Origin of the sequence: Symbiopectobacterium sp., from assembly GCF_047692315.1 — a bacterium.
Classification (GTDB): domain Bacteria; phylum Pseudomonadota; class Gammaproteobacteria; order Enterobacterales; family Enterobacteriaceae; genus Symbiopectobacterium.
Genome location: NZ_JBLLJS010000020.1, coordinates 248805 through 269586, shown reverse-complemented (window position 1 = coordinate 269586; position 20782 = coordinate 248805). Strand labels below are relative to the sequence as shown.

The 20782-nt window shown below is 52.8% G+C and carries 20 protein-coding genes and 3 pseudogenes; 13 read left to right on the top strand and 10 right to left on the bottom strand.

Going from position 1 to position 20782, the window contains the following annotated elements:
• Positions 1–249 precede the first annotated feature (249 nt).
• Positions 250–1320, bottom strand: coding sequence for an alginate lyase family protein (locus tag ACMZI0_RS10880; RefSeq protein ID WP_415672954.1), 1071 nt, complete (start codon positions 1318–1320; stop codon positions 250–252).
• 247 nt (positions 1321–1567) lie between these two features.
• Here ACMZI0_RS10880 and epsC point away from each other — a divergent pair, with 247 nt between their 5' ends.
• From epsC to ACMZI0_RS10820, 12 genes and pseudogenes are all read left to right on the top strand, one after another.
• Positions 1568–2494, top strand: a complete 927-nt coding sequence (gene epsC / locus ACMZI0_RS10875) for a serine O-acetyltransferase EpsC (protein ID WP_415672979.1) — start codon at positions 1568–1570, stop codon at positions 2492–2494.
• Positions 2495–2839: 345 nt separating this feature from the next.
• Positions 2840–3727, top strand: coding sequence for a PLP-dependent cysteine synthase family protein (locus tag ACMZI0_RS10870; protein ID WP_415672953.1), 888 nt, complete (start codon positions 2840–2842; stop codon positions 3725–3727).
• Between the two features lie 142 nt (positions 3728–3869).
• On the top strand, positions 3870–4160 hold the full coding sequence (locus tag ACMZI0_RS10865) for a MoaD/ThiS family protein (RefSeq protein WP_415672952.1): 291 nt from the start codon (positions 3870–3872) through the stop codon (positions 4158–4160).
• A pseudogene (locus tag ACMZI0_RS10860) lies at positions 4157–5306 on the top strand (ThiF family adenylyltransferase). The gene ACMZI0_RS10865 and the pseudogene ACMZI0_RS10860 overlap by 4 nt, the downstream one beginning before the upstream one ends.
• A 44-nt stretch (positions 5307–5350) precedes the next feature.
• Positions 5351–6295 carry a family 2A encapsulin nanocompartment shell protein gene (locus ACMZI0_RS10855; protein WP_415672951.1) on the top strand — a complete coding sequence of 315 codons (945 nt, stop codon included), beginning with the start codon at positions 5351–5353 and terminating at the stop codon, positions 6293–6295.
• Positions 6282–7787, top strand: a complete 1506-nt coding sequence (locus ACMZI0_RS10850; protein ID WP_415672950.1) for a SufS family cysteine desulfurase — start codon at positions 6282–6284, stop codon at positions 7785–7787. The genes ACMZI0_RS10855 and ACMZI0_RS10850 overlap by 14 nt, the downstream gene beginning before the upstream one ends.
• Positions 7788–7998: 211 nt before the next feature.
• Positions 7999–9024 (top strand): ABC transporter substrate-binding protein, encoded by a 1026-nt coding sequence (locus ACMZI0_RS10845; RefSeq protein WP_415672978.1) that lies wholly within the window; start codon positions 7999–8001, stop codon positions 9022–9024.
• Positions 9021–10037: pseudogene (locus ACMZI0_RS10840) on the top strand (FecCD family ABC transporter permease). Before ACMZI0_RS10845 ends, ACMZI0_RS10840 begins: the two are co-directional and overlap by 4 nt.
• Positions 10038–10041: 4 nt before the next feature.
• Positions 10042–10815, top strand: a complete 774-nt coding sequence (locus ACMZI0_RS10835; RefSeq protein WP_415672949.1) for an ABC transporter ATP-binding protein — start codon at positions 10042–10044, stop codon at positions 10813–10815.
• On the top strand, positions 10812–11546 hold the full coding sequence (locus tag ACMZI0_RS10830) for a molybdate ABC transporter substrate-binding protein (RefSeq protein ID WP_415672948.1): 735 nt from the start codon (positions 10812–10814) through the stop codon (positions 11544–11546). Before ACMZI0_RS10835 ends, ACMZI0_RS10830 begins: the two co-directional genes overlap by 4 nt.
• A 108-nt stretch (positions 11547–11654) precedes the next feature.
• Complete coding sequence (dbpA, locus tag ACMZI0_RS10825) at positions 11655–13037, top strand: ATP-dependent RNA helicase DbpA (RefSeq protein WP_415672947.1); 1383 nt, start codon at positions 11655–11657, stop codon at positions 13035–13037.
• Positions 13038–13378: 341 nt separating this feature from the next.
• The gene (locus ACMZI0_RS10820) at positions 13379–14092 is read left to right on the top strand and encodes a helix-turn-helix transcriptional regulator (protein ID WP_415672946.1); all 714 of its coding nucleotides are present in this window, start codon (positions 13379–13381) and stop codon (positions 14090–14092) included.
• Positions 14093–14181: 89 nt separating this feature from the next.
• On the opposite strand, the gene ACMZI0_RS10815 is transcribed toward ACMZI0_RS10820, so the two are convergent.
• The 8 genes and pseudogenes from ACMZI0_RS10815 to ACMZI0_RS10780 all read right to left on the bottom strand — a co-directional run bounded on the left by ACMZI0_RS10815 (position 14182) and on the right by ACMZI0_RS10780 (position 18402).
• Positions 14182–14532 carry a type II toxin-antitoxin system RelE/ParE family toxin gene (locus ACMZI0_RS10815; RefSeq protein ID WP_415672945.1) on the bottom strand — a complete coding sequence of 117 codons (351 nt, stop codon included), beginning with the start codon at positions 14530–14532 and terminating at the stop codon, positions 14182–14184.
• Between the two features lie 23 nt (positions 14533–14555).
• A complete protein-coding gene (locus ACMZI0_RS10810) occupies positions 14556–14783 on the bottom strand; it encodes a type II toxin-antitoxin system Phd/YefM family antitoxin (RefSeq protein ID WP_415672944.1) in 228 nt (75 codons plus the stop codon).
• Positions 14784–14923: 140 nt separating this feature from the next.
• The gene (locus tag ACMZI0_RS10805) at positions 14924–15475 is read right to left on the bottom strand and encodes an insulinase family protein (RefSeq protein WP_415672943.1); all 552 of its coding nucleotides are present in this window, start codon (positions 15473–15475) and stop codon (positions 14924–14926) included.
• A gap of 4 nt (positions 15476–15479) precedes the next feature.
• Positions 15480–16943: a hypothetical protein gene (locus ACMZI0_RS10800; RefSeq protein ID WP_415672942.1), complete on the bottom strand. Its 1464-nt coding sequence runs from the start codon at positions 16941–16943 to the stop codon at positions 15480–15482.
• Between the two features lie 115 nt (positions 16944–17058).
• Positions 17059–17130 (bottom strand): annotated as a pseudogene (locus ACMZI0_RS10795) (insulinase family protein); the annotation flags it as partial.
• Between the two features lie 22 nt (positions 17131–17152).
• On the bottom strand, positions 17153–17569 hold the full coding sequence (locus tag ACMZI0_RS10790; protein WP_415672941.1) for a FecR domain-containing protein: 417 nt from the start codon (positions 17567–17569) through the stop codon (positions 17153–17155).
• Positions 17570–17608: 39 nt separating this feature from the next.
• A complete protein-coding gene (locus ACMZI0_RS10785) occupies positions 17609–17860 on the bottom strand; it encodes a FecR/PupR family sigma factor regulator (RefSeq protein ID WP_415672940.1) in 252 nt (83 codons plus the stop codon).
• Positions 17857–18402: an RNA polymerase sigma factor gene (locus ACMZI0_RS10780; RefSeq protein WP_415672939.1), complete on the bottom strand. Its 546-nt coding sequence runs from the start codon at positions 18400–18402 to the stop codon at positions 17857–17859. The genes ACMZI0_RS10785 and ACMZI0_RS10780 overlap by 4 nt, the downstream gene beginning before the upstream one ends.
• A gap of 237 nt (positions 18403–18639) precedes the next feature.
• On the opposite strand from ACMZI0_RS10780, the gene ACMZI0_RS10775 reads away from it, so the two are divergent.
• On the top strand, positions 18640–19419 hold the full coding sequence (locus ACMZI0_RS10775) for a TonB family protein (RefSeq protein ID WP_415672938.1): 780 nt from the start codon (positions 18640–18642) through the stop codon (positions 19417–19419).
• Between the two features lie 33 nt (positions 19420–19452).
• On the opposite strand, the gene ACMZI0_RS10770 is transcribed toward ACMZI0_RS10775, so the two are convergent.
• Positions 19453–20442 (bottom strand): helix-turn-helix domain-containing protein, encoded by a 990-nt coding sequence (locus ACMZI0_RS10770; RefSeq protein ID WP_415672937.1) that lies wholly within the window; start codon positions 20440–20442, stop codon positions 19453–19455.
• Positions 20443–20782: the final 340 nt, after the last annotated feature.

Below are 20782 nucleotides of genomic sequence, written 5' to 3'. Positions count from 1 at the left end.
TGAAACAGGCCATTGAGCGCCATAAGAAATTGTGGAGGGTGTCATGAGTAATATTCGCGCTAATTTACATCTGCTGGATGACTTTATCGTCAATAATCCCGAACTGGGTGCTCAGTGGCTCGACTTACTGGCTAATTGCCGTGGCGAGCCGGGATGAGGCACAGCCCCACGTTTTGCTTGAGGTGCCCGCCACACCGGAACGGGTATGGCGAGCGCTGCAACGATCGCACGCTATGTCTGGCGAATGAGTCAGCGGCAGGAGGCGGCGGCCCACAGCCAGCGCGGCGGCGTGTTGTTAAGGCGTCGCGCAGTCTCCAGATAGCGGAGATCCAACACGCTGGCAGACCAATACACATTGGCCGCTTTCTTGGCCTGCCACTGCCCGCTGAACCCGGCAACACCGGCTTTGCGGCGCTCTATATTGAAGCGCACCTTGGTATTGGCGAACTCTTCGTGCGTTTTTTCACCGTCGGCATAAGGCTTGAGCCATTCCAGCGCGGTACGCAGACTCTGCCCATTACGGCCTTTCAGATCAATCCAGTTCTGGCCTTGCAGATGTGCCGCCATTGCGGCGCGCAGCAGCGGCTCCAGTGAGTAAACCACATAGTGCAACGCATCGCGCTCGGCGAAATCCATCACTTCGCCGTCTGCGTGAATATTGGCATCTAACTGGCGGATAAAGGCCGCTTTGGCCTCCGCCAATAAATGCGCGTCATCTAACGCAGCGGCACCCAAGGTCACCAGCTTGACGCGATGGCTTTGCCAATTGTTGCTCCAGATTTTTTTTGTGCTGTTCTGGTTTTCGGCCATCTTCTGCAAATACCCGGTCGTCATTGCATGCAGGAAGGCCCGGGTGCGCTCTCGCGTGGCTTCCGGCAGGGCGCTGCGCGTCAACCGGTATGCTCCAATCAGCCCGTCAAAGCTGGTTTCATCGATAGGGTTAAAGCTCAGTTGGTATGTCTTCACCCAGTCATCCAGATAGACAGTCAACCGTGACAGCAGAGCGGCATCTTGAGTGTGTTGCCACGCCAATGCCAGATCGCGCATATAGCTGAAATCACGTCGCGCTGCGTTAGAAATGTCGTAGATGCCCTGATGAGGCAATGTCCCTTCCGTGTGCACAACGGGTATCGCTTGCGGTGCGGCGGCAGGCGGATGAGCGACAGTGGATAACAGCGCCTGCGTTGAGGGGGCCGTAACCTTGCTGCAAAGCGCTTCGCTGGCCTGTGCTGTTGGTAGCAACAGCACAGGCCAGTATCCCCAGAGTACATGGAAAACGGTGAATTCGCCGAGAACGGCTGAGCGTCGACGTGACGGCATTCATATGAAGAATCCTGTGGTTATCAATCACTGCATCATAACGGAATGTACTTAGCAGGGTTTAGCGCTGTTTCACATTCAGCTTGTTTGTTCTGTTTGGTTTATCCATTTATTGGCTATGCAAAGCCAATAACAGTATTTGTTTTGTCGGTGAATCACGCATAAAAATTGAGAAAACAATTCATCCAAATCCATTGCACGCATTTGAGAGGAAAACATTATGTCGGAATTAGGAGAATTAGTGTTTATTTCTCAACGAAATAATCATTGGCATCTGGATGGGGTCGTTGACGAATTACGTCGCGTACGTCAGCAATGGCGCGACAGTTTTTCTCAGGGCGATTATCAGAATAAACGGTTACTGCCCTCAAAACAGAGTATTCATAGCGTTGTCGATACGCTGATTAAAGCATTGTATCCCATGCGATTGGGGGCCACCGATCTGCGCAAAGAGGGGGAAGATTACTACGTCGGTTATCTGCTGGGCACGGCGCTCGATGCACTGGCGGAAGAAGCGGCGCTTGAATTGCACTACCTGGCAGGAACCCCAACACCGCACGGAACTATGTTGCCAAATACATCGCCAGAAGCGCAGGACGCAGAACACCGCATCCGCAAGTTCGCTACGCGCTTGCCTGCGATTCGACAACGTCTGGATAGTGACATTCAGGCAGCATATCAGGGCGATCCTTCCGCGCGCAGCCGGGATGAAGTGCTGCTGTGCTACTCCGGTATTCATGCGGTGATGCATTACCAGTTGGCCCATGAACTGTATCAACTGGGGCTACCACTGTTGGCGCGAATCATGACGGAGAAGGCGCATAGCGAAACCGGAATTGATATCCACCCCGGAGCACAAATCAGTGAAGGCTTTTTTATCGATCACGGTACTGGCGTGGTGATAGGTGAGATGGCGATTATCGGCAAACGCGTACGGCTTTATCAGGCTGTCACGCTCGGTGCCAAACGCTTTGTCACTGACAATGACGGGCAGTTGCAAAAGAACTATCCCCGTCATCCGATAGTGGAAGACGATGTCGTGATTTACGCCGGTGCTACGATATTAGGACGTATTACCATTGGTGCGCGCTCCAGCATTGGCGGAAACGTCTGGCTGACGCATGATGTTCTGCCGGACAGCAATGTGCGTCAGGCTAGCGTGCTGCAAACATAGTACCGTGACGGCGACGGTATTTAGAGCCTATCCCATTAGGGCTATTTTACTTGCCATTTTGGCCCTGGGTAGTGCTCGAAATCCTCACGTACTATGTGTATGCTCCGGTTTCTGCGCGCTGTCCGTGGCCAAACTGGCTGCTCCAATTACGCCTACTGGGATAGGCTCTTAATAAGCATATTAGTGACGGCATTGAGCTGATAATACACGGTGAATGTCATTATTTAATTCGGTTATTCATAATAAAAAATAAGTATAAGCCGTCGTTGGTCTAATTAACGGCGCGCATTATTTTTGAAATGATTTTTCTGAAGATAATTAATCACCCTGCATACGGATGTAATTATGACTATTCTGGATAGGGTGGGTAATACCCCATTAATCGCCTTGCCCTTATTTTCTAACGTCGCGCCCGGGGTATCGTTATGGGCGAAAGCGGAATTTATGAACCCCAGTGGTTCGGTAAAAGACAGGGCAGCAAAAGCCATGGTGCTGGATGGCATTGCGCGTGGTGTGCTGACGCCAGAAAAAATCCTTATTGATGCCACCAGCGGTAATACTGGCATTGCTTACGCCATGATTGGTGCGGCATTGGGCTATAAGGTGGTGCTGTATATGCCGCAGAACACCAGCGCAGAACGTAAACAGATCATTCGCCACTATGGTGCGGTAATTGTAGAAACCGATCCGCTGGAAGGATCTGACGGCGCCTATCTGGCGGTTAAAGCCCAGGTAGCATCAGATCCCGCGCGCTATTTCTATCCTGACCAATACAACAACCCGGTCAATCCCGCTACCCATTTTGCCACCACGGGGGCGGAGATCTGGCAACAAACGCAGCAGCGAGTCACCCACTTTATTGCCAGCATGGGCACCTCTGGCAGTTTTGTCGGCGTTGCCCAGCGGCTCAAACAGGAAAACCCGCTGGCGCAAACGCTGGCTGTGCAGCCCGCCTCGCTGTTTCACGGCATCGAAGGCACCAAGCACATGGCGAGCAGCATCAAGCCCGGCATTCTGGATGAAACCTTACAAGATGGCGTCATCACCGTCACCACAGAAGAGGCTTACGCCACCACGCGGCGATTAGCATGTCGGGCGAGCATTTTTGTAGGGGTTTCCTCCGGCGCTAACGTTGCGGCGGCAACCAAACTGGCGAGCACCTTACCCGCCGACGCGGTGGTGGTGACGCTTTTGTGCGACACCGGCTCACGCTACCTTGCAGACCCTTTTTAGAATGAAACCGATGATTGAGTTAACCACCGATATTGCACACCAGATCCGGCAGGAAAGTGTGCAAACGGCATTGTGATATGACATGCCGAACAGTGAATGCACGCTTTTATCACCCGATAGAACAGACAGAGAGAGAAAAGCAATGGCAGCCACATTATTGATTCCTACCGCATTACGCGCCTTTACCGAGGGGCAGGGAAAAGTCAGTCTGGAAGGTAGCACCGTCGGTCAACTGGTCGCCGCGCTGGCAACGCGTTATCCCGATATTCAGCAGCACCTGTATGACGACACGGGCGAACTGCGCGCATTTATCAACCTGTATGTGGGTGACACCAATATCAAACACAGTGGTGGTCTGGCAATGCCAATCAATCCGGGGGATGAAGTGTTGCTGGTACCCGCGATTGCCGGTGGCACAGAGGCGACGGTATGAGTACACCGAGTATCATTCCTGACGACCGTTTGACTGAGTTATCTCACGCCGAGATTGCTCGCTACAGCCGCCATTTACTGCTGCCGGAAGTGGGGTTGGCGGGGTAACAGCGGCTGAAAAGCGCGAAGGTGCTGTTGGTCGGCACCGGTGGATTAGGGGCGCCGGTCGCGCTCTATCTGGCCGCGGCAGGCGTTGGCACATTGGGGATTGTGGATTTTGATTTCGTTGAGGTTTTTAACCTGCAACGCCAGATTATTCATACCACCAAAGACATCGACCGTCCGAAGGTGGCTTCGGCCAAAGACAAAATCAAAGCCATCAACCCTGATGTTCAGGTGGTGACCTACAACACCTCGCTGAGCAGCAAAAATGCGCTCGATATTATTCGGGAGTACGACATTGTTGTGGATGGCACCGACAACTATCCCACCCGGTATCTGATCAACGACGCGTGCGTACTGTTGGGCAAACCCACTGTTTACGGTTCCATTTTCCAGTTCTAAGGGCAGGCCCGCGTGCTACCGCTGCCTGTACCCGGCACCGCCACCGCCGGGGTTGGTGCCTTCCTGCGCCGAGGGCGGTGTGGTGGGGGTACTGCCCGGCATTATCGGCACCATTCAGGCCGCCGAGGTGATCAAACTGATTGTCGGCGGTAGCGATAGCCTGATTGGTCGCCTGCTGCTGGATGTGTGGCAGATGAAACAACGTGAACTCCGGTTGGAGAAAGATCCGGGTTGCCCGGTGTGCGGTGAGCACCCAATCATTCACGAACTGATCGATTACGAGGAATTTTGCGGCCTTAAACCTACGAGCGAAGAGGTACCGATCGAGAGCGTCACCGCGAAGGAGCTACAGGCTTGGCTGGAATCGGATAAACCGGTGCAACTGATTGATATCCTTTAGCCTCACGAGCGGGCGATTGTGAAATTTCCTCAGGCTAAGGTGATGCCGTTCGGTCAAATCGTGCGGCGTATCGATGAATTCGATCCTGCTGTGGATGAGGTTTTCCTCTGCAAGATTGGGCAGCGCAGTATTTTCGCCATCCGTGCGCTTCAGCGTGCCGGCTATCAGGGCCGCGTGTTGAATTTGAAAGATGGTATTAACGCTTGGGCGCGGGATGTGGATACCCGTTTGCCTCAGTACTGAGCGTCATCCCCTTTATTTCCGGCAAATAAGACGAAGGTATCATCATGGCAGAACAAAAAGTCATCAATGCATTGGGGCGTGAAGCCGCCTACCAGCTGGCTAACGTAACCAAAACCGCACCGCAATTCGGGGCAATTACGCCGCGCTGGGTAAGCCGTTTCCTCGACTATAAAGGGCTGGAGTCTGGGATCTATCGCGTTAACAAAGTGGTGGAGGGGGATACACCGCTGGATGTGTTGTGCAGCCAGGATCCAACCCGTATCGAAATCCCGAAAGGTTATGTCGAATACCAGACACAGCCGCGTGAATATCAGTCGGACTCTATTGCCACCATCGTTAACGTGGATACCAAGATTGCCGATCTCTACAGTTCACCGTTCGATCAGGCGTCAGAACAGATTGCGCTGGCGATTGAGAGCCTGAGAGAGCGGCAGGAAAGCCAATTAATCAATAATGACGACTACGGATTATTGAACAATATCGCCGAATCGCAGCGTATTCAGACGCGTAATGGACGCCCAACGCCAGACGATCTGGATGAGTTGATAGCCAAGGTGTGGAAAGAGCCTTCTTTCTTCCTGGCGCATCCGCGTACCATTGCAGCGTTTCAGCGTGAGGCCACACGTCGCGGCGTGCCGCCGGTCACCGCTAACCTGCATGGCGGCACCTTTATTTTATGGCGCGGCATCCCGCTGATCCCTTCCGACAAGCTGTTTGTTGACGGTCTAAAGAACCCGAAAGGCAAGGGGGGTAAAACCAATATCCTGCTGATTCGCTCTGGTGAGGCCAAACGCGGTGTATTGGGGCTTTATCAATCCGGGTTGCCCAACGAGCAATCGCGTGGGCTGTCGGTGCGCTTCCGTGGCATCGATGACAACGGCGTTGCCTCCTACCTGCTCTCACTTTATTGCTCTGCGGCGATTCTGGCGGATGATGCGATCGCCGTGCTGGAGGACGTTGAAGTGGGTGAATACTATGACTACCAATAACCCGACTCTCAATAACCGCTCCCTGACGCCACCGGGCTCGCCCGATGCGTGGTCAGAGAATTGGGGACGTTCCCCCTCTGCACGGGATTATGGATTGCCTGACGAGCGCGATCTGTTGGCGCTGTTGGGCAGTGGGACACCTGTCCCCCGCGATATTGATCCCGCTTATACGCCGCGCGTGGTGCCTTTGGGTCAAGCGAGTGTGCCATCGAGTGCGATTGTCACCTCCACGGCGGGCACATCATCACTCTGGACGCCAGCGCCGTTGGCGCGTGTCGGGCAGGCGCCGGTGGAGCGTATCCGTGCGGATTTTCCCATTTTGTCTGAACAGGTGGACGGCAAACCGCTGGTGTGGCTGGACAACGCCGCAACCACGCAGCGGCCACGTCAGGTGATTGAGCGCATCAGCCACTACTACCTGCATGAAAACTCTAATGTGCACCGAGCAGCGCACGCGCTGGCCGCTCGCTCCACGGATGCTTATGAAGCATCGCGCGAAAAAGTGGCGCGTTTTCTCGGTGCGTCGGGGCCAGAGAACATTGTCTTTGTGCGTGGTACCACTGAAGGAATCAACCTGATTGCGCACAGCTACGTGAAACCATTGCTGCGCCCGGGGGATGAAATAATCCTCACGCTGCTAGAGCATCACGCCAATATTGTGCCGTGGCAGTTGGTGGCGCAGGAGACGGGCGCGGTGATCCGTGTGGCACCGGTGGATGAACAAGGCCAACTGATCGTCGAGGAGTACGTGCGTCTGTTTAACGACAGAACCCGGTTTGTTTCGGCGACGCATGTCTCGAATGCGCTGGGAACGGTGACGCCAATTCAGGAACTGGTGGCGATTGCACACCGCTTTGGCGTGCGTATCGCCATTGACGGGGCGCAATCTGTCTCACATATTCCAGTGAACGTCACGGTGCTGGATGCCGACTTTTTCGTGTTTTCCGGCCACAAGATCTTCGGTCCAACCGGGATCGGCGTGGTGTATGGCAAGCAGGAGGTATGGGACGAGGCTCAACCCTATCAGGGGGGCGGCAACATGATCGCCGATGTGACGTTTGAACTGACGCGCTATCAACCCGCACCGAACAAGTTCGAAGCGGGCACTGGTAACATTGCGGATGCCGTGGGGCTGGGGGGGGCGATCGATTATGTGACGACGCTTGGCATCGAAAATATCGCCCAGTACAAACATGCACTGCTGGAATATGGCATCGAAAAGCTGTCACGCATTCCCGGTTTGACGCTGGTTGGCAGCGCAGCGCAGAAGACCAGCGTGCTGTCGTTTGTGTTGGCCGGGCATGAGAATGAGGCGGTTGGGCGTCATCTCAGTCAGGCTGGGATCGCGGTACGCTCAGGGCACCATTGTGCGCAGCCCATTTTGCGTCATTTTGGTCATGAAGGAACAGTGAGACCCTCTCTGGCCTTTTACAATACGCCGCAAGAAATTGATTTTCTGGCATACAGCATTACCCAACTGGTTGCGCGCTAGTCTGCGTGACCGACCTCCCCTCATCGCCCCGGCGTAAGCCGGGGGTCTCTTGTTAGATAATCTCCACGACTACCTCTCTGGTAGTAATGAAGTCGCATTATGAGCGAGATCAGTATTTTCTTGTGCGTGGTCGTTGTGTTGTTCTGTATATATCGAAACACCAGGACATCAACATGATAAAGAAAATAAGTTATACACTCGGGGTTGTCGGCTGCTCGTGGCGTTTTCCTCTGCGTGGGCGGCGCGTCAGGTCACCGATCAGTTAGGGCGTAACGTCACGATCCCCGATCACGTTAATCGCGTGGTGGTATTGCAGCATCAAACGCTGAATCTGCTGGTGCAGTTGGATGCGCAACAGAGCGTGGTCGGCGTGCTGTCCAGTTGGAAAAAGCAATTAGGGGACAGCTATCTGCGTCTCGCACCACAGTTGGCGAATTTACCGATGCCGGGCGATCTTACGCAGGTCAATATTGAAAGCCTGCTGAAACTTGAGCCGCAGGTCGTATTTGTTGCCAACTATGCGCCGCCGGAAATGATCTCGCAGATTGAACGCGCGGGTATTCCCGTGGTGGAGATCTCCCTGCGTCAGGACAAGCCAGGGGAGGCTGACAAAATCAACCCGACCATGAGCGATGAGAATACGGTGTATAACGAAGGACTTAAAACCGGCATCCTCTTGATCGGTGAAGTGGTGGAGCGCCAGAAACAGGCGGAAGCGCTCATCAACTATACCTTTAGCGAACGGGAAAAAGTCAGTGCCCACATCGCTTCTATCCCTGAAGAGAAGCGCATTCGCGTTTATATGGCCAACCCCGATCTGACGACCTACGGCTCAGGAAAATACACCGGCTTGATGATGTCTCACGCCGGTGCCATGAACGTGGCGGCAGCATCAATCAAAGGCTTCAAACAGGTCTCGATTGAGAATGTGCTGGCCTGGAATCCACAGGTAATTTTCGTGCAAGATCGCTACCCAGATGTGGTGCAGCAAATCATGAACGACCCGGCCTGGCAGGCTATTGATGCGGTGAAACAGCATCGGGTCTATTTGATGCCGGAATACGCTAAAGCATGGGGATATCCGATGCCGGAAGCGTTAGCCGTTGGCGAATTATGGATGGCGAAAAAGCTCTATCCTGAACGCGTTGCCGATGTAGATATGCAAAAAGCCGCGAATGACTATTACCAGCGCTTCTACCGTATAGATTACCGCGCGGAAAATCCAGCAGCACAATGACGGCTCAACGCTATCGTATTACGCTGCTGGCAGTGGTGGTGGGGACGTTGCTGATTGCCCTGTGCTCATTGGGGGTGGGGCGATATGGCCTTTCCCCGTGGCGGATTGTACAGATACTTGTCGAGCCTTTGTCCGACAGCAATCCGACGCTGAGTGACATTGAACGTCAGGTGGTGTGGAGTGTGCGCTTACCTCGGGTGCTACTCGCCCTGTGTGCCGGAGCAGGGTTAGCCCTGAGCGGTGCCACACTGCAAGGCGTGTTCCGTAACCCACTGGTTGATCCACACATTATTGGCGTCTCTGCCGGTGCTGCGTTTGGCGGCACGCCGGCGATCTTGTTAAGTTGGACGCCACTGTTTCTGCTGTTCTCGACGTTCACTTTTGGCATGACAGCCTTGCTGCTGGTTTTCATGATGGCTGCCGCTTTGGGCAAGCAGAACGTCCTCATCCTGATACTGGCGGGTGTCATCATCAGCGGCTTTTTCGGCGCACTGGTCAGTCTGATGCAATATCTGGCTGATACCGAATAAAAATTGCCGAGCATTGTGTTTTGGCTGTTGGGGAGTTTCGCGACCGCACATTGGGACAAACTGGTCACATTGGCGCTGCCGCTCTGTCTGGCGGGTGGACTGTTGTTGAGCCTGCGTTGGCACATCAACGTGCTATCAATGGGAGAGCAGGATGCGCGCACTCTGGGCATAGCGGTGCAGCCGGTATGCTGGCTGGCGCTGAGCCTGTGTGCGGCAGTGGTGGCTGCACAGGTGGCAGTAAGCGGCAGTATTGGCTGGATTGGGCTGGTTATCCCTCACGTGGCGCGCATGCTGGCGGGGGCCGATCACCGGCGTTTATTGCCGGTATCATTCTGGCTTGGCGGCGGATTTATGGTACTGGTGAACGATTTGGCGCGCACGCTCAGTGACGCAGAGATCCCGTTGGGTATTCTTACGGCAATTTTGGGCGCACCGCTGTTTGCCGTACTGCTGTATAAAACGCAACGGCAACGGAGAGGTTGATAATATGTCACTGATTAGATTATCAACACAGGCTCTGGAGTATGGATATCGCACGGGAGAACCGTTTTTCCCGCCGCTCGATTTGTGCTGCCGGGCCGGGGAAATCACCGCCATTTTGGGCGCTAACGGTCGGGGAAAAACCACATTGTTGCATACGCTGCTCGGCGATCTTTCGCCGCTAACGGGGACGGTGCAACGGGAAGACGCGATTGGTTTTGTGCCGCAGCTCTTTACGCCGCCCTTCTCCTACAGCGTGCTGGATATGGTACTGATGGGACGCGCGGGACGAATTGCGCTGTTTTCCCTGCCCACGGCGCAAGATATCGCAGCGGCGCATCGTGCGCTGGAGATGCTGGGTATCGCGACGCTGGCCGAGAGTGATTTTAGCGCTCTGTCTGGTGGGCAGCGGCAACTGGTGTTGATAGCTCGCGCACTGGCCTCGGAATGCCAGACGCTGATCCTCGATGAACCGACAGCAGCGCTGGATTTGCATAATCAGGCACAGGTGCTGCAATTGCTGACACATTTGGCGCGTGAGCAAGGGCTGTGTATTTTACTTACCACGCACGACCCCTCTCATGCGCTGGCAATCGCACAGCAGGCGCTGTTGCTGATGGCAGACAAACAGTACCTCTACGGTAGCCGCGATACGGTGGTGACAGAAGAGAACCTGACCCGCCTGTACGGTATTCCAGTGCGACAGGTAACGCTAGAGATGCATTCGCAGCAGCCTTATCAGGCACTGATCCCCCTATTTACCTTAACGGAGCCGCGATGACCCTTCCTTTACGCCTCTATGCAGCGGGCAGCTTGCGTAACGCATTGACACCGCTGCTGGCCGCATTTTGCGAACGCCATTCGCTGGATGTGGTGACAACCTTCGGCCCGGCGGGGCTGTTGAGTGAGAAAATTGAGCTGAGGGATGAGGTCGATCTGTTTGCATCGGCAAACTGCGCTCACCCTATGCGATTGAAAATGCTGGGGCTGGCACAGGACACTGTGGTCTTTACCCGCAATCACCTGTGCATTGCGATGCGCAATGTGCCGGCGTTGACGTCACAGCACTGGCTGTCAGCGCTGTGTGACGCCCGATTTGTACTCTCAACGTCAACGCCAGGAAACGATCCCGGTGGCGATTACGCTTTTCAACTGTTTGAACGTATTGAACAACTGCATCCCGGCACCGGCACGTTACTGCGCGACAAGGCCAAACCGCTGGTGGGCGGCTCGATGACGCACAATGTCCCACCGGGGATGACCGCAGGGAGTTATCTGATCCGAAGTGGGCAGAGTGATATGCACATCAGCTATTCCAGCTATTTGCCGCTATTGCTGAACCAGCCGGATTTACACGTAGTGGTCGTGCCGCCGCCCTACAGCATCACAGCAGAATATATGCTGGCACTGTTGAACCCTGTCAGGCAGGAGGCGCGTCTGCTGGCTGACGCTATCTTGTCACCGCAAGGGCAGGATTTTCTGGTAAGTAACGGGTTTACCGCGTTGGCCTGACGTGGTAAATCGGTTAATCATGACAAATTCTGCTATGATTGCGGCTCACATGCGCTGTGCCTGATGACAGCGTGCCTTTCATTTGTCGCCGTTGGTAGAGCAATCACTGTGAGTACAACTTCTTTTTCTTCTCTGGCGCTGCCTGCGGAGCAGCTAACTAATCTTGATAAACTGGGCTATAGAGAAATGACGCCCGTTCAGGCGGACGCGTTGCCTGCCGTGTTAAGCGGTGCGGATGTGTGTGCTAAAGCGAAGACCGGTAGTGGGAAAACGGCGTCATTTGGTATTGGATTGTTGAATCGCATCGTAGTGAGTGTTTTTACCACTCAGGCACTGGTGCTCTGCCCCACGCGTGAACTGGCGGATCAGGTAAGCAAAGAGCTGCGCCGTCTGGCGCGCTTTACGCGGAATATCAAAATCCTGACGTTGTGCGGCGGCCAACCGATGGGGCCGCAACTTGATTCGCTGGTGCATGCTCCGCACATTGTGGTGGGAACGCCGGGGCGGCTTCAGGAACATCTGCGCAAGCAATCCCTGTTGCTGGACAACCTCAAAGTGTTGGTGCTGGATGAAGCCGATCGTATGCTGGATATGGGGTTTAGCGACGCAATTGATGATGTGATTTCCTATACCTCGCCCGAGCGGCAAACCCTGCTGTTTTCCGCTACCTATCCGCAGGAGATCGAACAGATCAGCGCCCGTGTGCAGCGCGAGCCGCTGCGCGTGGATGTGACGGACGATGAAAACGCACCCGCGATTGATCAGTATTTCTACGAGACCACGCAGCAACAGCGTTTACCGCTGTTAGTTGCCGTTCTGAATCACCATCAACCCCGTTCTTGCGTGGTGTTCTGCAACACCAAACGCGATTGCCAGAGCGTGTTCGAAACGCTGGAGGCGCGAGGTATTAGCGTGCTGGCGTTGCACGGCGATCTCGAGCAGCGCGATCGCGATCAGGTTTTGGTGCGCTTTGCCAACCGCAGCTGTCGCGTGCTGGTCGCCACCGATGTGGCGGCGCGCGGTCTGGATATTAAAGATCTGGAACTGGTGGTCAATTTTGAACTGGCGTTCGATCCAGAAGTGCATGTGCACCGCATCGGTCGTACAGGGCGTGCTGGTCAGCAGGGCGTAGCAGTCAGTCTGTGTACGTCGCAGGAAATAGCACGTGTGAACCTGCTGGAAGACGTGCTGGGCATCAAAATTGAATGGGCTTCAGCAAGTTCCCTTGTTCGTAATGCCGAAGCTACGCTTGAGCCAGAAATGATGACGCTGTGCATTGATGGTGGCAAGAAGGCGAAAATTCGCCCGGGCGATATCCTTGGTGCATTAACCGGTGACGCCGGATTAACGGCGGCAGAAGTCGGTAAAATTGATATGTTCCCGGTGCATGCTTACGTGGCAATTCGCAAGGCCAGTGCCAAACGTGCGTTGCAGCAGCTGCTTAAAGGTAAAATCAAAGGAAAAAGCTGTAAGGCTCGGTTATTAAAATAACCGTGTGGGGGCAGTCTTGTCCTGCCCTTTATTATCACTCTGTTGCGTCTGTTCCATGTCATATTATTTACATGCTATTAATCAGTTTATCAGATTATTTATTAAAATATATTTCACTTTTTAATGTTGAATAAGAAGGGTAACGTCAACTAATGATAAATTATTTGTGAGATGTTGAAGTTATAGCGGCGTATTGAGTATATTGTTCTCTATCCTCTGGTGACCACAGTGCTATTGTTAAATGCAATAGACTAACACTAGGGATTTTTTGTGGTCTTATAATAATGATAATTTTGATACCGTGAGATAGCGTTCTGATTGACCCTGTAATGGAGGCCGGTATGGATGATGGCAAGAGCAAAGAGAAGAAAACCATCGTGCTTGATTCTCTCGAAAGTATTCCCCTTATTTCTGTTATGGAACATGTATCGATTCCCTGGGGAATAAAAAACAACGAATCAAAATTTGTTTATATGAATCAAGCCGCGATGAACTTTTGCAACATTCCTAAAGGGTTTGATTTTGAAGGACGGCTGGATTCAGAAATTCCGGTATCCTGGAGTGAGCTAGCCCCGGAGTTACAAGAGCACGATAGAAAAGCAGAACAGAGTAAAGAGGGGGCTGAAATTATCGAAACGGCACATTTTGGTCGTGATGGGATACTTGCACCTTGGTATTGCGCAAAATTCCCAATACACGATAGCGATGGCAACGTGTTAGGGACGACGTTTTATGCCAAAGAATTTAACTTCTATTCGGTCTATGACTTTTTCAATAATCTTAAACCCTCCGTTATCACGCTAACGCCATCAGTCGATATTTTCACTGAGCGTGAGCTGGAAATCATTTTTTATGCCATTCAGCGGCTCACGGCAAAAGAAATTGCCAGCAGACCGTGCCTTTCCTATCGCACTGTGCAAAACCTCTTGAACGGCATTTGTATCAAAGCGCAAACCACGTCGCTAAATGGCTTGATCGAATATTGCAGAACTGTGGGGCTGAACGATTATATGCCAAGAAGTTTGTTGAAGCAGAAGGTGGATTTCTTCTGGTAACATGCTGAGCACTATTGGGTATGCGCTGACCGAGTTTCTCGTGAATCGCCTTATGGTCGTGCACCTTGTGCCCCTACTTGGCATCCACCTCAGCGTGCAATGATACGATCGAAGAGAAGCTGTTGAATGTCTTCGCGCTGTGCCTGAATGACATGTACGACAATCATTTTTTGTGCATTGTTGATGGAATAAAAGAACCGATAACCGCTTTCTGTATTACATTCACGGTATTTCATGCAGCCCAATTTGGACAACTGCGGTGAGATAGGACAGCTTAAAGGAAATGCAAAGACTTTATTTTCAACCTCTTGAACAGCAAGCCGTAAAACAGGGCGGGGATCGATATTATTACTGCGCAAGAAGAACGCTATTTTATTCACACAAAATTTTGCTGTTTCCGTGTAGATGACATCGATCCCTGCCTTCTGCGTTGTGGTCATACTGACTCCCTGTCATTGCAATATTAAATGCCATCCAATAATTCGTCGCGTGCAAATACCCGCTCTTCTGTGAGATCTTTTTCGGAAATTGTCAGCAGTTTTAACAGTGCGATCGCATCATCGCGTTGCTTTCTTTCTTCAAAAGACTCAATTATATAGGCTGGAATGCCATTTTTGGTAACCAAAATAGGCTCCGAAAGTTCAAGTGCAGCCGCGTGCTTTTTAATATAGCTGATGGTTTCGACTCTCATGGCGACTCCTGTCGTTTATTTGAAATATCGCGGGGCCTATCACAGAGGGATGTTGTATCACGAGATGTCTAGTCATGAATAACCCCCAACATGATCTGAATGTGGACCACATTTGGGTTTTCGTCAATATTGGATATCGCTCAACCCACACATTTGGGATAAATCGTGTGAGTCATCGCTCTCTCACGGCGCGTTAACATAAAGATTTTTTCGTTCTGCCCGAGATATCGTGTCGCCGCCCGATTGATGTCTGCAACGGAAAGGCGATGCCAGATAATGAGTTCCTGATCCAGACGGGCAAAGTTTTTATCATCCGCCGCCGTTTGTGCCAGCGTATCGGCCCAGAAACTCGCGCTCTGCCAGGTGGGCTGCTTTTCGGTGCGCCAGATATTTTTTGCTTCTTTTAGCTCTTTCTCCGTCACACCTTGCTGGCGCAGCGCCGCGATCACCCTCTGGGTCAGGCGTGTCATTTCCTCTGCACGTTCCGGTGCGGTGGTAAAATTCAATCTGCCGGTGTAATAGGGTACTGGCAGCTTGGCGAGCATGGAGGAGAAGCCCAGTGCATAAATGCCACTCGCCTGCTCACGCAGTGCAAACCGTAAGAGTTGGCTGACGATAGTATCTAACAGTTGCAGCGCGACGACCTCTTGAGGCGACCACTGGGCTGGGGCGGCGAACTGTATGCTGATCATGCTCTTATCTGAACTGGCGATCGGATAGGTTTTGGTCTAGGAGCTCATTTTGGGGCGAATGCCCACATCGCGCCAGTGCAGACGTTGTTCTGTGGCCGGTAATGCAGCGATCCAGCGCTCTACTGCTGCTTTCACTTTTTGCACATCTTACTGCCCCCGCAATCACCAGCGTCATATCCTGCGTTGCGCCCAACAGCTGTTTATGACTTTGCTGAAGCTGGTAGGCGGTGAACTGTCGCCAATTTCCTTCAGGGCTGATAGTCAGACGATCGCCATGCAGGTAGCTTTCACGGTTAATGTTATCCAAAAACTGGCGTTCCACTGGCATACGACTCAACGAGGAAGCAAAACTGGCCTTGTACTGTTCCAGTTTTTGCCCGTTGAACTGGGGCTGGGTGATTTTCAGGTAGAGCAGTTTTAGCAATGTTTCCAACTCATCAGCGGGCGCACTGCCGCGATAGCCGTGATACAACAACTCGCTGTAAGGCTGGAGCGTGAGGTTGTGTTGCCTGCCAAACAGCGCGAGTTCGCGGCTGCTGTATGTTCCGTAACCGCTGCTTTCCGGCAGTCTTAGCGCCCATTCAACCAGGCCGGGCGTCTCCTCGGTTTCCAGAGAGCGGCCACCGGGAATGCGCAACGACAGCTGCACATCGTCTTGCAGCGCCTTGTCGCTTTTCACGATGACATTAATGCGATTACCCAGCGTCCACTGCTCGGTATTGTCTAACGGCAGTGCCTGACAGGCAGTGACATTTCCGGCGGGCGGCGCGGGCAGATTTAATTCAACCGCACGGGCTTGAAGCACAAAGGGGCCGGGCTGTGAGCGGCGTATTTGCTGCCAGAGCGTGGTGAATGCCTGAGGCTGGAAGGCGGCACTGTCGCCATCTGGGCCGATAAGCGCCAAACGAGGTGATGCGCTATCGAGAAACGCGGCGACATGGCGTTGCAGATCGGCAGGCTTGACGTCTTTGATCAGCGCATGGGTCATAAAAAGCTGCTGCTTTTTGTCAAACAACGGCATCTGGAAGGCTAACGCCGTGGTGATCTGATCGGCCAAATAGTCATTCTGGTAACGTTGCTGAGTGGCGGCTTGCTGGCTGAGCTTGGCCAGCAGGCGCTGACGCACGCCATTAAGTTCATCGTCGCTGACTGGTGATGTCGCCATACGCTGCAATTCCGTCCAGAGCAGGCGCAGTGCTCCCTGATAATCCTGTCCTGAAGGGCGCACAATCATCAACTGCTGGCGCCGTTTTTCATCAAGCAATGCCCCTTGCTCGTTGACCGATGCGGAAGGGAGATCGCCGTTGTCCACCAATACGGCAAGACGTTGGTTGAGGATGGGGATCCACAAATTGTCCAGCAGATCGTCTCGCTGCCCTGCCGCGGTATTTAGCGGAGCTATGGCATCGCTCTGTAAAGAGAATTGGATCACCCGATCGCCATATTCGCGGTCAAAAATCGGCGACACCAATAGCGCAGATTGCGGCGAGAAACGTTGCCATTCAGGGCTATCAGGCGTGGCTGGTTGAGCAGATGTTGCAGCGGAATAACGCGAAATAACGCGAAATGGCGTTTTTTATCGCCTATTGATCCAGCTCACCAACGATGATCAGTGCCATGCGCTCAGGTCGATACCAGGTCCGGTAGTACGCTTTGGCTTCGTCTCATCCACCGGATTCACTGTGAGTGTGTCTCCGCGTGCGTAACTGGTAGCACTGTCTCCCGCGTGCAGTAACGTCTGAGGGGCATTGAGCGCGGTGGTAACAGCAACCACACCTTGAGAGACTGCGACGGATACCTGTTCTCCCGCTTTACGGATATCAAAAGCAGTGCCGACGACGGACGCCCATCGATCTCGACGTAAAAAGGGCGATTTGGGTTGGTACTAACGGTAAAGTAAGCCTCGCCTGCGTCCAGCCACACCAGACGCTGATCGCGCTGATAGGCAACACGTAAGCGCGAATTCCGGTTAAGCATGATGCGGCTGCCGTCAGAGAGCTGGAGAGTCTGCGGTTGGCCAGCGGTTGCCAATGTCATGTTGTCCTGCAGCAGTGTGGGCCACTGGCTGTAGGGCAACACCAGCGCGAACAGCATCAACAGTCCCGCGGCAAGATGCTTTAACGGGCGAAATCCCTACGTAAACCGCCGAGTGGTTGGGCGGGAAGCCAGCGCGGGGCGGGGGAGTGCGGCGGCATCTCGCCAGATAGCGACCATACTCTCGAAAGCTTGTCGATGTTGCGCAGAGCGCGCCAGCCAGGCTTCCAGCGCCTGACGCTGCGTGCGGGGCATGCGGCGGTTTTGGCTACGCGCAAACCACAGCGCCGCCTGCTCGTCAATATCCGCCGCTGATAGCGGGTCTGTCTGCACGTCAGGCCCTGTGCTCATTGTTCTTCCTCACTGTGTACCGCATTTTCCACATAGCGCTTGCAATGCAACATGGCTCGGGCGATATGTTTTTCTACCATACTGACAGAAATATCCATTTTTTCAGCAATTTCACTTTGCGACAGGCCATCAAATCGACAAAGAACAAACGCTTCCCGCTGGCGCGGCGGAAGCGTCTCGATGGCATCGTACAAACGCTGCAAGCGTTGCTGGTGATTCAGCACCTCGGCGGGATCGTCTGAGACGGAAACCACGTGGTTCAGATGCGCCCCCTCCTCCATGGGCGATTGCAGCTGTTCCTGCTTCTGATGGCGATGCCAATAATCAATCAGCACATTGTTGGCGATTTTAAACAGAAACGCGCGGGATTCCTGTACCGGCGTATCTTCACGCCGGTTGAGCCATTTGGCGAACACATCTTGTGACAGATCGCTGGCATCGTGGCTGTTTCCCAAATGCTTCTGGAAAAACCGTTCCAATTGATGATTGGTTGATTGATAGGCATTGCCGATAAAATGCCGCAACGGTTTGTTTATAGTCATTTGCCTGGTGTATTGATAAAAAAGCATGAAAGAACGCTCTTAAACATTGCTAGCGTGCCGTTTTCGGCGCGAATGGCGATCGTTTCTTAATTTTATTGGGTATGATGCGTAATAAATATTATTTGCATTCGCGTTGTGTCTATAATCTTCTGTAAAGAAAGTATTAAGCCCTTACGCTGCAGCAACAAGTTGGTCAACATCGCTACAACGGATAATGAGGCATGGCGAGCAGAGGCAATGAGCAGCATAGGCGTTTTCCCCCTTCCCCGACGTTTTTATCTTGGTGGTTCTGCCGCCAGTATTCTGTTTCATCTGACTGTGGTAGCGATTGCCGTTTTTTGGTCAACGCGTGCGATTCAAAATCAAAAAGGGGCGTTGCCGCCCGTGGTCAGTGTTCAGTTGGGAACCTACCAATTGGAAAAAGCGCTGCCTCAGGTTGTTGAAGGGCCGAAACAGGTTTTTTCAGCGCCTGAACCGCGTCAGCAGCAGGAACAACCCGACGATCCCGTGCTGGATACCTTGCCGGTCGTGGCACAGGGGACGCTGGAAAAACGTGTCAAAGTACGTGAAAAACCGCGTCCGCAGAAAAAAGAGATACAGCCTGAGGTGCATAATGAACCGGCTCCTCAAGTCACGGAAAGCGCACCTGCGACGTCGGCGTACAGCGCCGGAGAGGCAACGCGCAGTGCCGCCAATTTTACCAGTGCGGCCCAGCAGGCGATCAGCGGACAGGTGGGCTGGGAGAGCTTGTTGCATACGCATTTGGCTAAATTCAAACGTTATCCTCGCGCCGCATTACGCTATCGGGCGACGGGGATTAGTCATGTCAGCATGGTGTTGAATGCGCAAGGTCAGGTGATTGAAGCCGCGATTGTCACGATGTCCGGCAACCGTATTCTGGATAACGAAGCGTTGGAAATCGTTAAACGCGCAGCGCCGCTGCCTGCACTGCCGCCGCATGAACTGAACAGCGATGGTCAGGTGCAGGTGGTTGCGCCAATTTCGTTTTATCTGTGAGTGGGCATCCTGCCGATGACCTCAGGGCAATACCTAGGCTATGGCCGCTGCGCGGTATGGCCGACGCATGGCGTGCATCTTGCGGTATTCCGAGGGTGTCACCATAAACTCAGCTTTAAAGCGACGGCTAAGGTTGGATATATCGTTAAACCCACAGTCGTAAGCGATTTGGGTGATATTTTTATCCGCCATCAGCGGGTTCATGAGCGCAGCTTTGTAGCGCTCCAGTCTCTGCTGATGTACCCAACGATTCACTGACGTGCCCTGTTCCTGAAACAGCTTTTGCAACGAGCGCACCGAGATGCCACAGGCACTGGTACATTCATTGACGCTCAGTTGCGGGTCGGACAGATGCTTTTCCAGATACTGCTGCGCAATATAAAACAGGGTTGAGTGCCCCATACTCTGCGTTGGTGCCGTCATGCTTAGCTCGCTCAGCGAGGTGGCGATCAAATTTAGCAGAATATCCGCCAGGTGCTGTGCATGCAGCGGCGGGATCGCATCCAGAAATGGCACGTATTTAAGAATAAAACTGTACACCAGCGCACCGGTCACGCTGTTGCCGCGTATTGCTTTGGCGGTGAGGTTTTGCGTATTGCCCAGACGATTGGAAAATTTCTCTCTTGGGATCAAAATCTTGAATAACGAGTAGTCATCAAAAGACCAGGTTACTGGTCTCGACATGTCAAAAAAGCAAAAATCTCCCTGACGTAAAAATGCTGTGCGGCCATCTTGTGAAAGTTGGCTGGAGCCGGAGCGCTGTAATTCGATGTAGAAATCCCCCTCCTGATTCATCCCCTGCGAACGCGGTGTGCTGGTGGCGCGGTGGCCGTTCGATTCCAATTGCAGAAACTGAAGATCGAGCACTCGCCGTTCCGTAATATTGGCATAAAAGCGCGATTGGGTTGGGGGCGCACTCATACAGCACTCATACGAGGAGAGAAAGCGTCCCTTCACGGTATCCCTGAAAGTACCAAAGCGCTCACGGTCAGGAATGTCCTGCGTTGTAAAAATGCCTCTCATCACGTTTGCCTTCATAAAAGACATATTATTTATGTGGTCTATCGTTGTTCAGCATAAAAATCAAGCGCGCTTACTTTAAAAATGAATCATTGTCTCATAAGTTAAACATTGAGTTCTTTATTTCTGGTTATATTAATAGGCACGGTTAAAAATAATAAATCCTGCTTATATTTACTTATTACAATCCTTTCACATTGCGCTCACTGAAGCGCTTTATTTTACTCATGTCAAACCTACAGCCAGTCCACGTTATTCATTATTTTCCTCCGCGCAAATCGAATGTAGAGATAAGTCACAAATTTCATTGTTTGATAAAAATGACGAAAAAAAGTTCGCAATT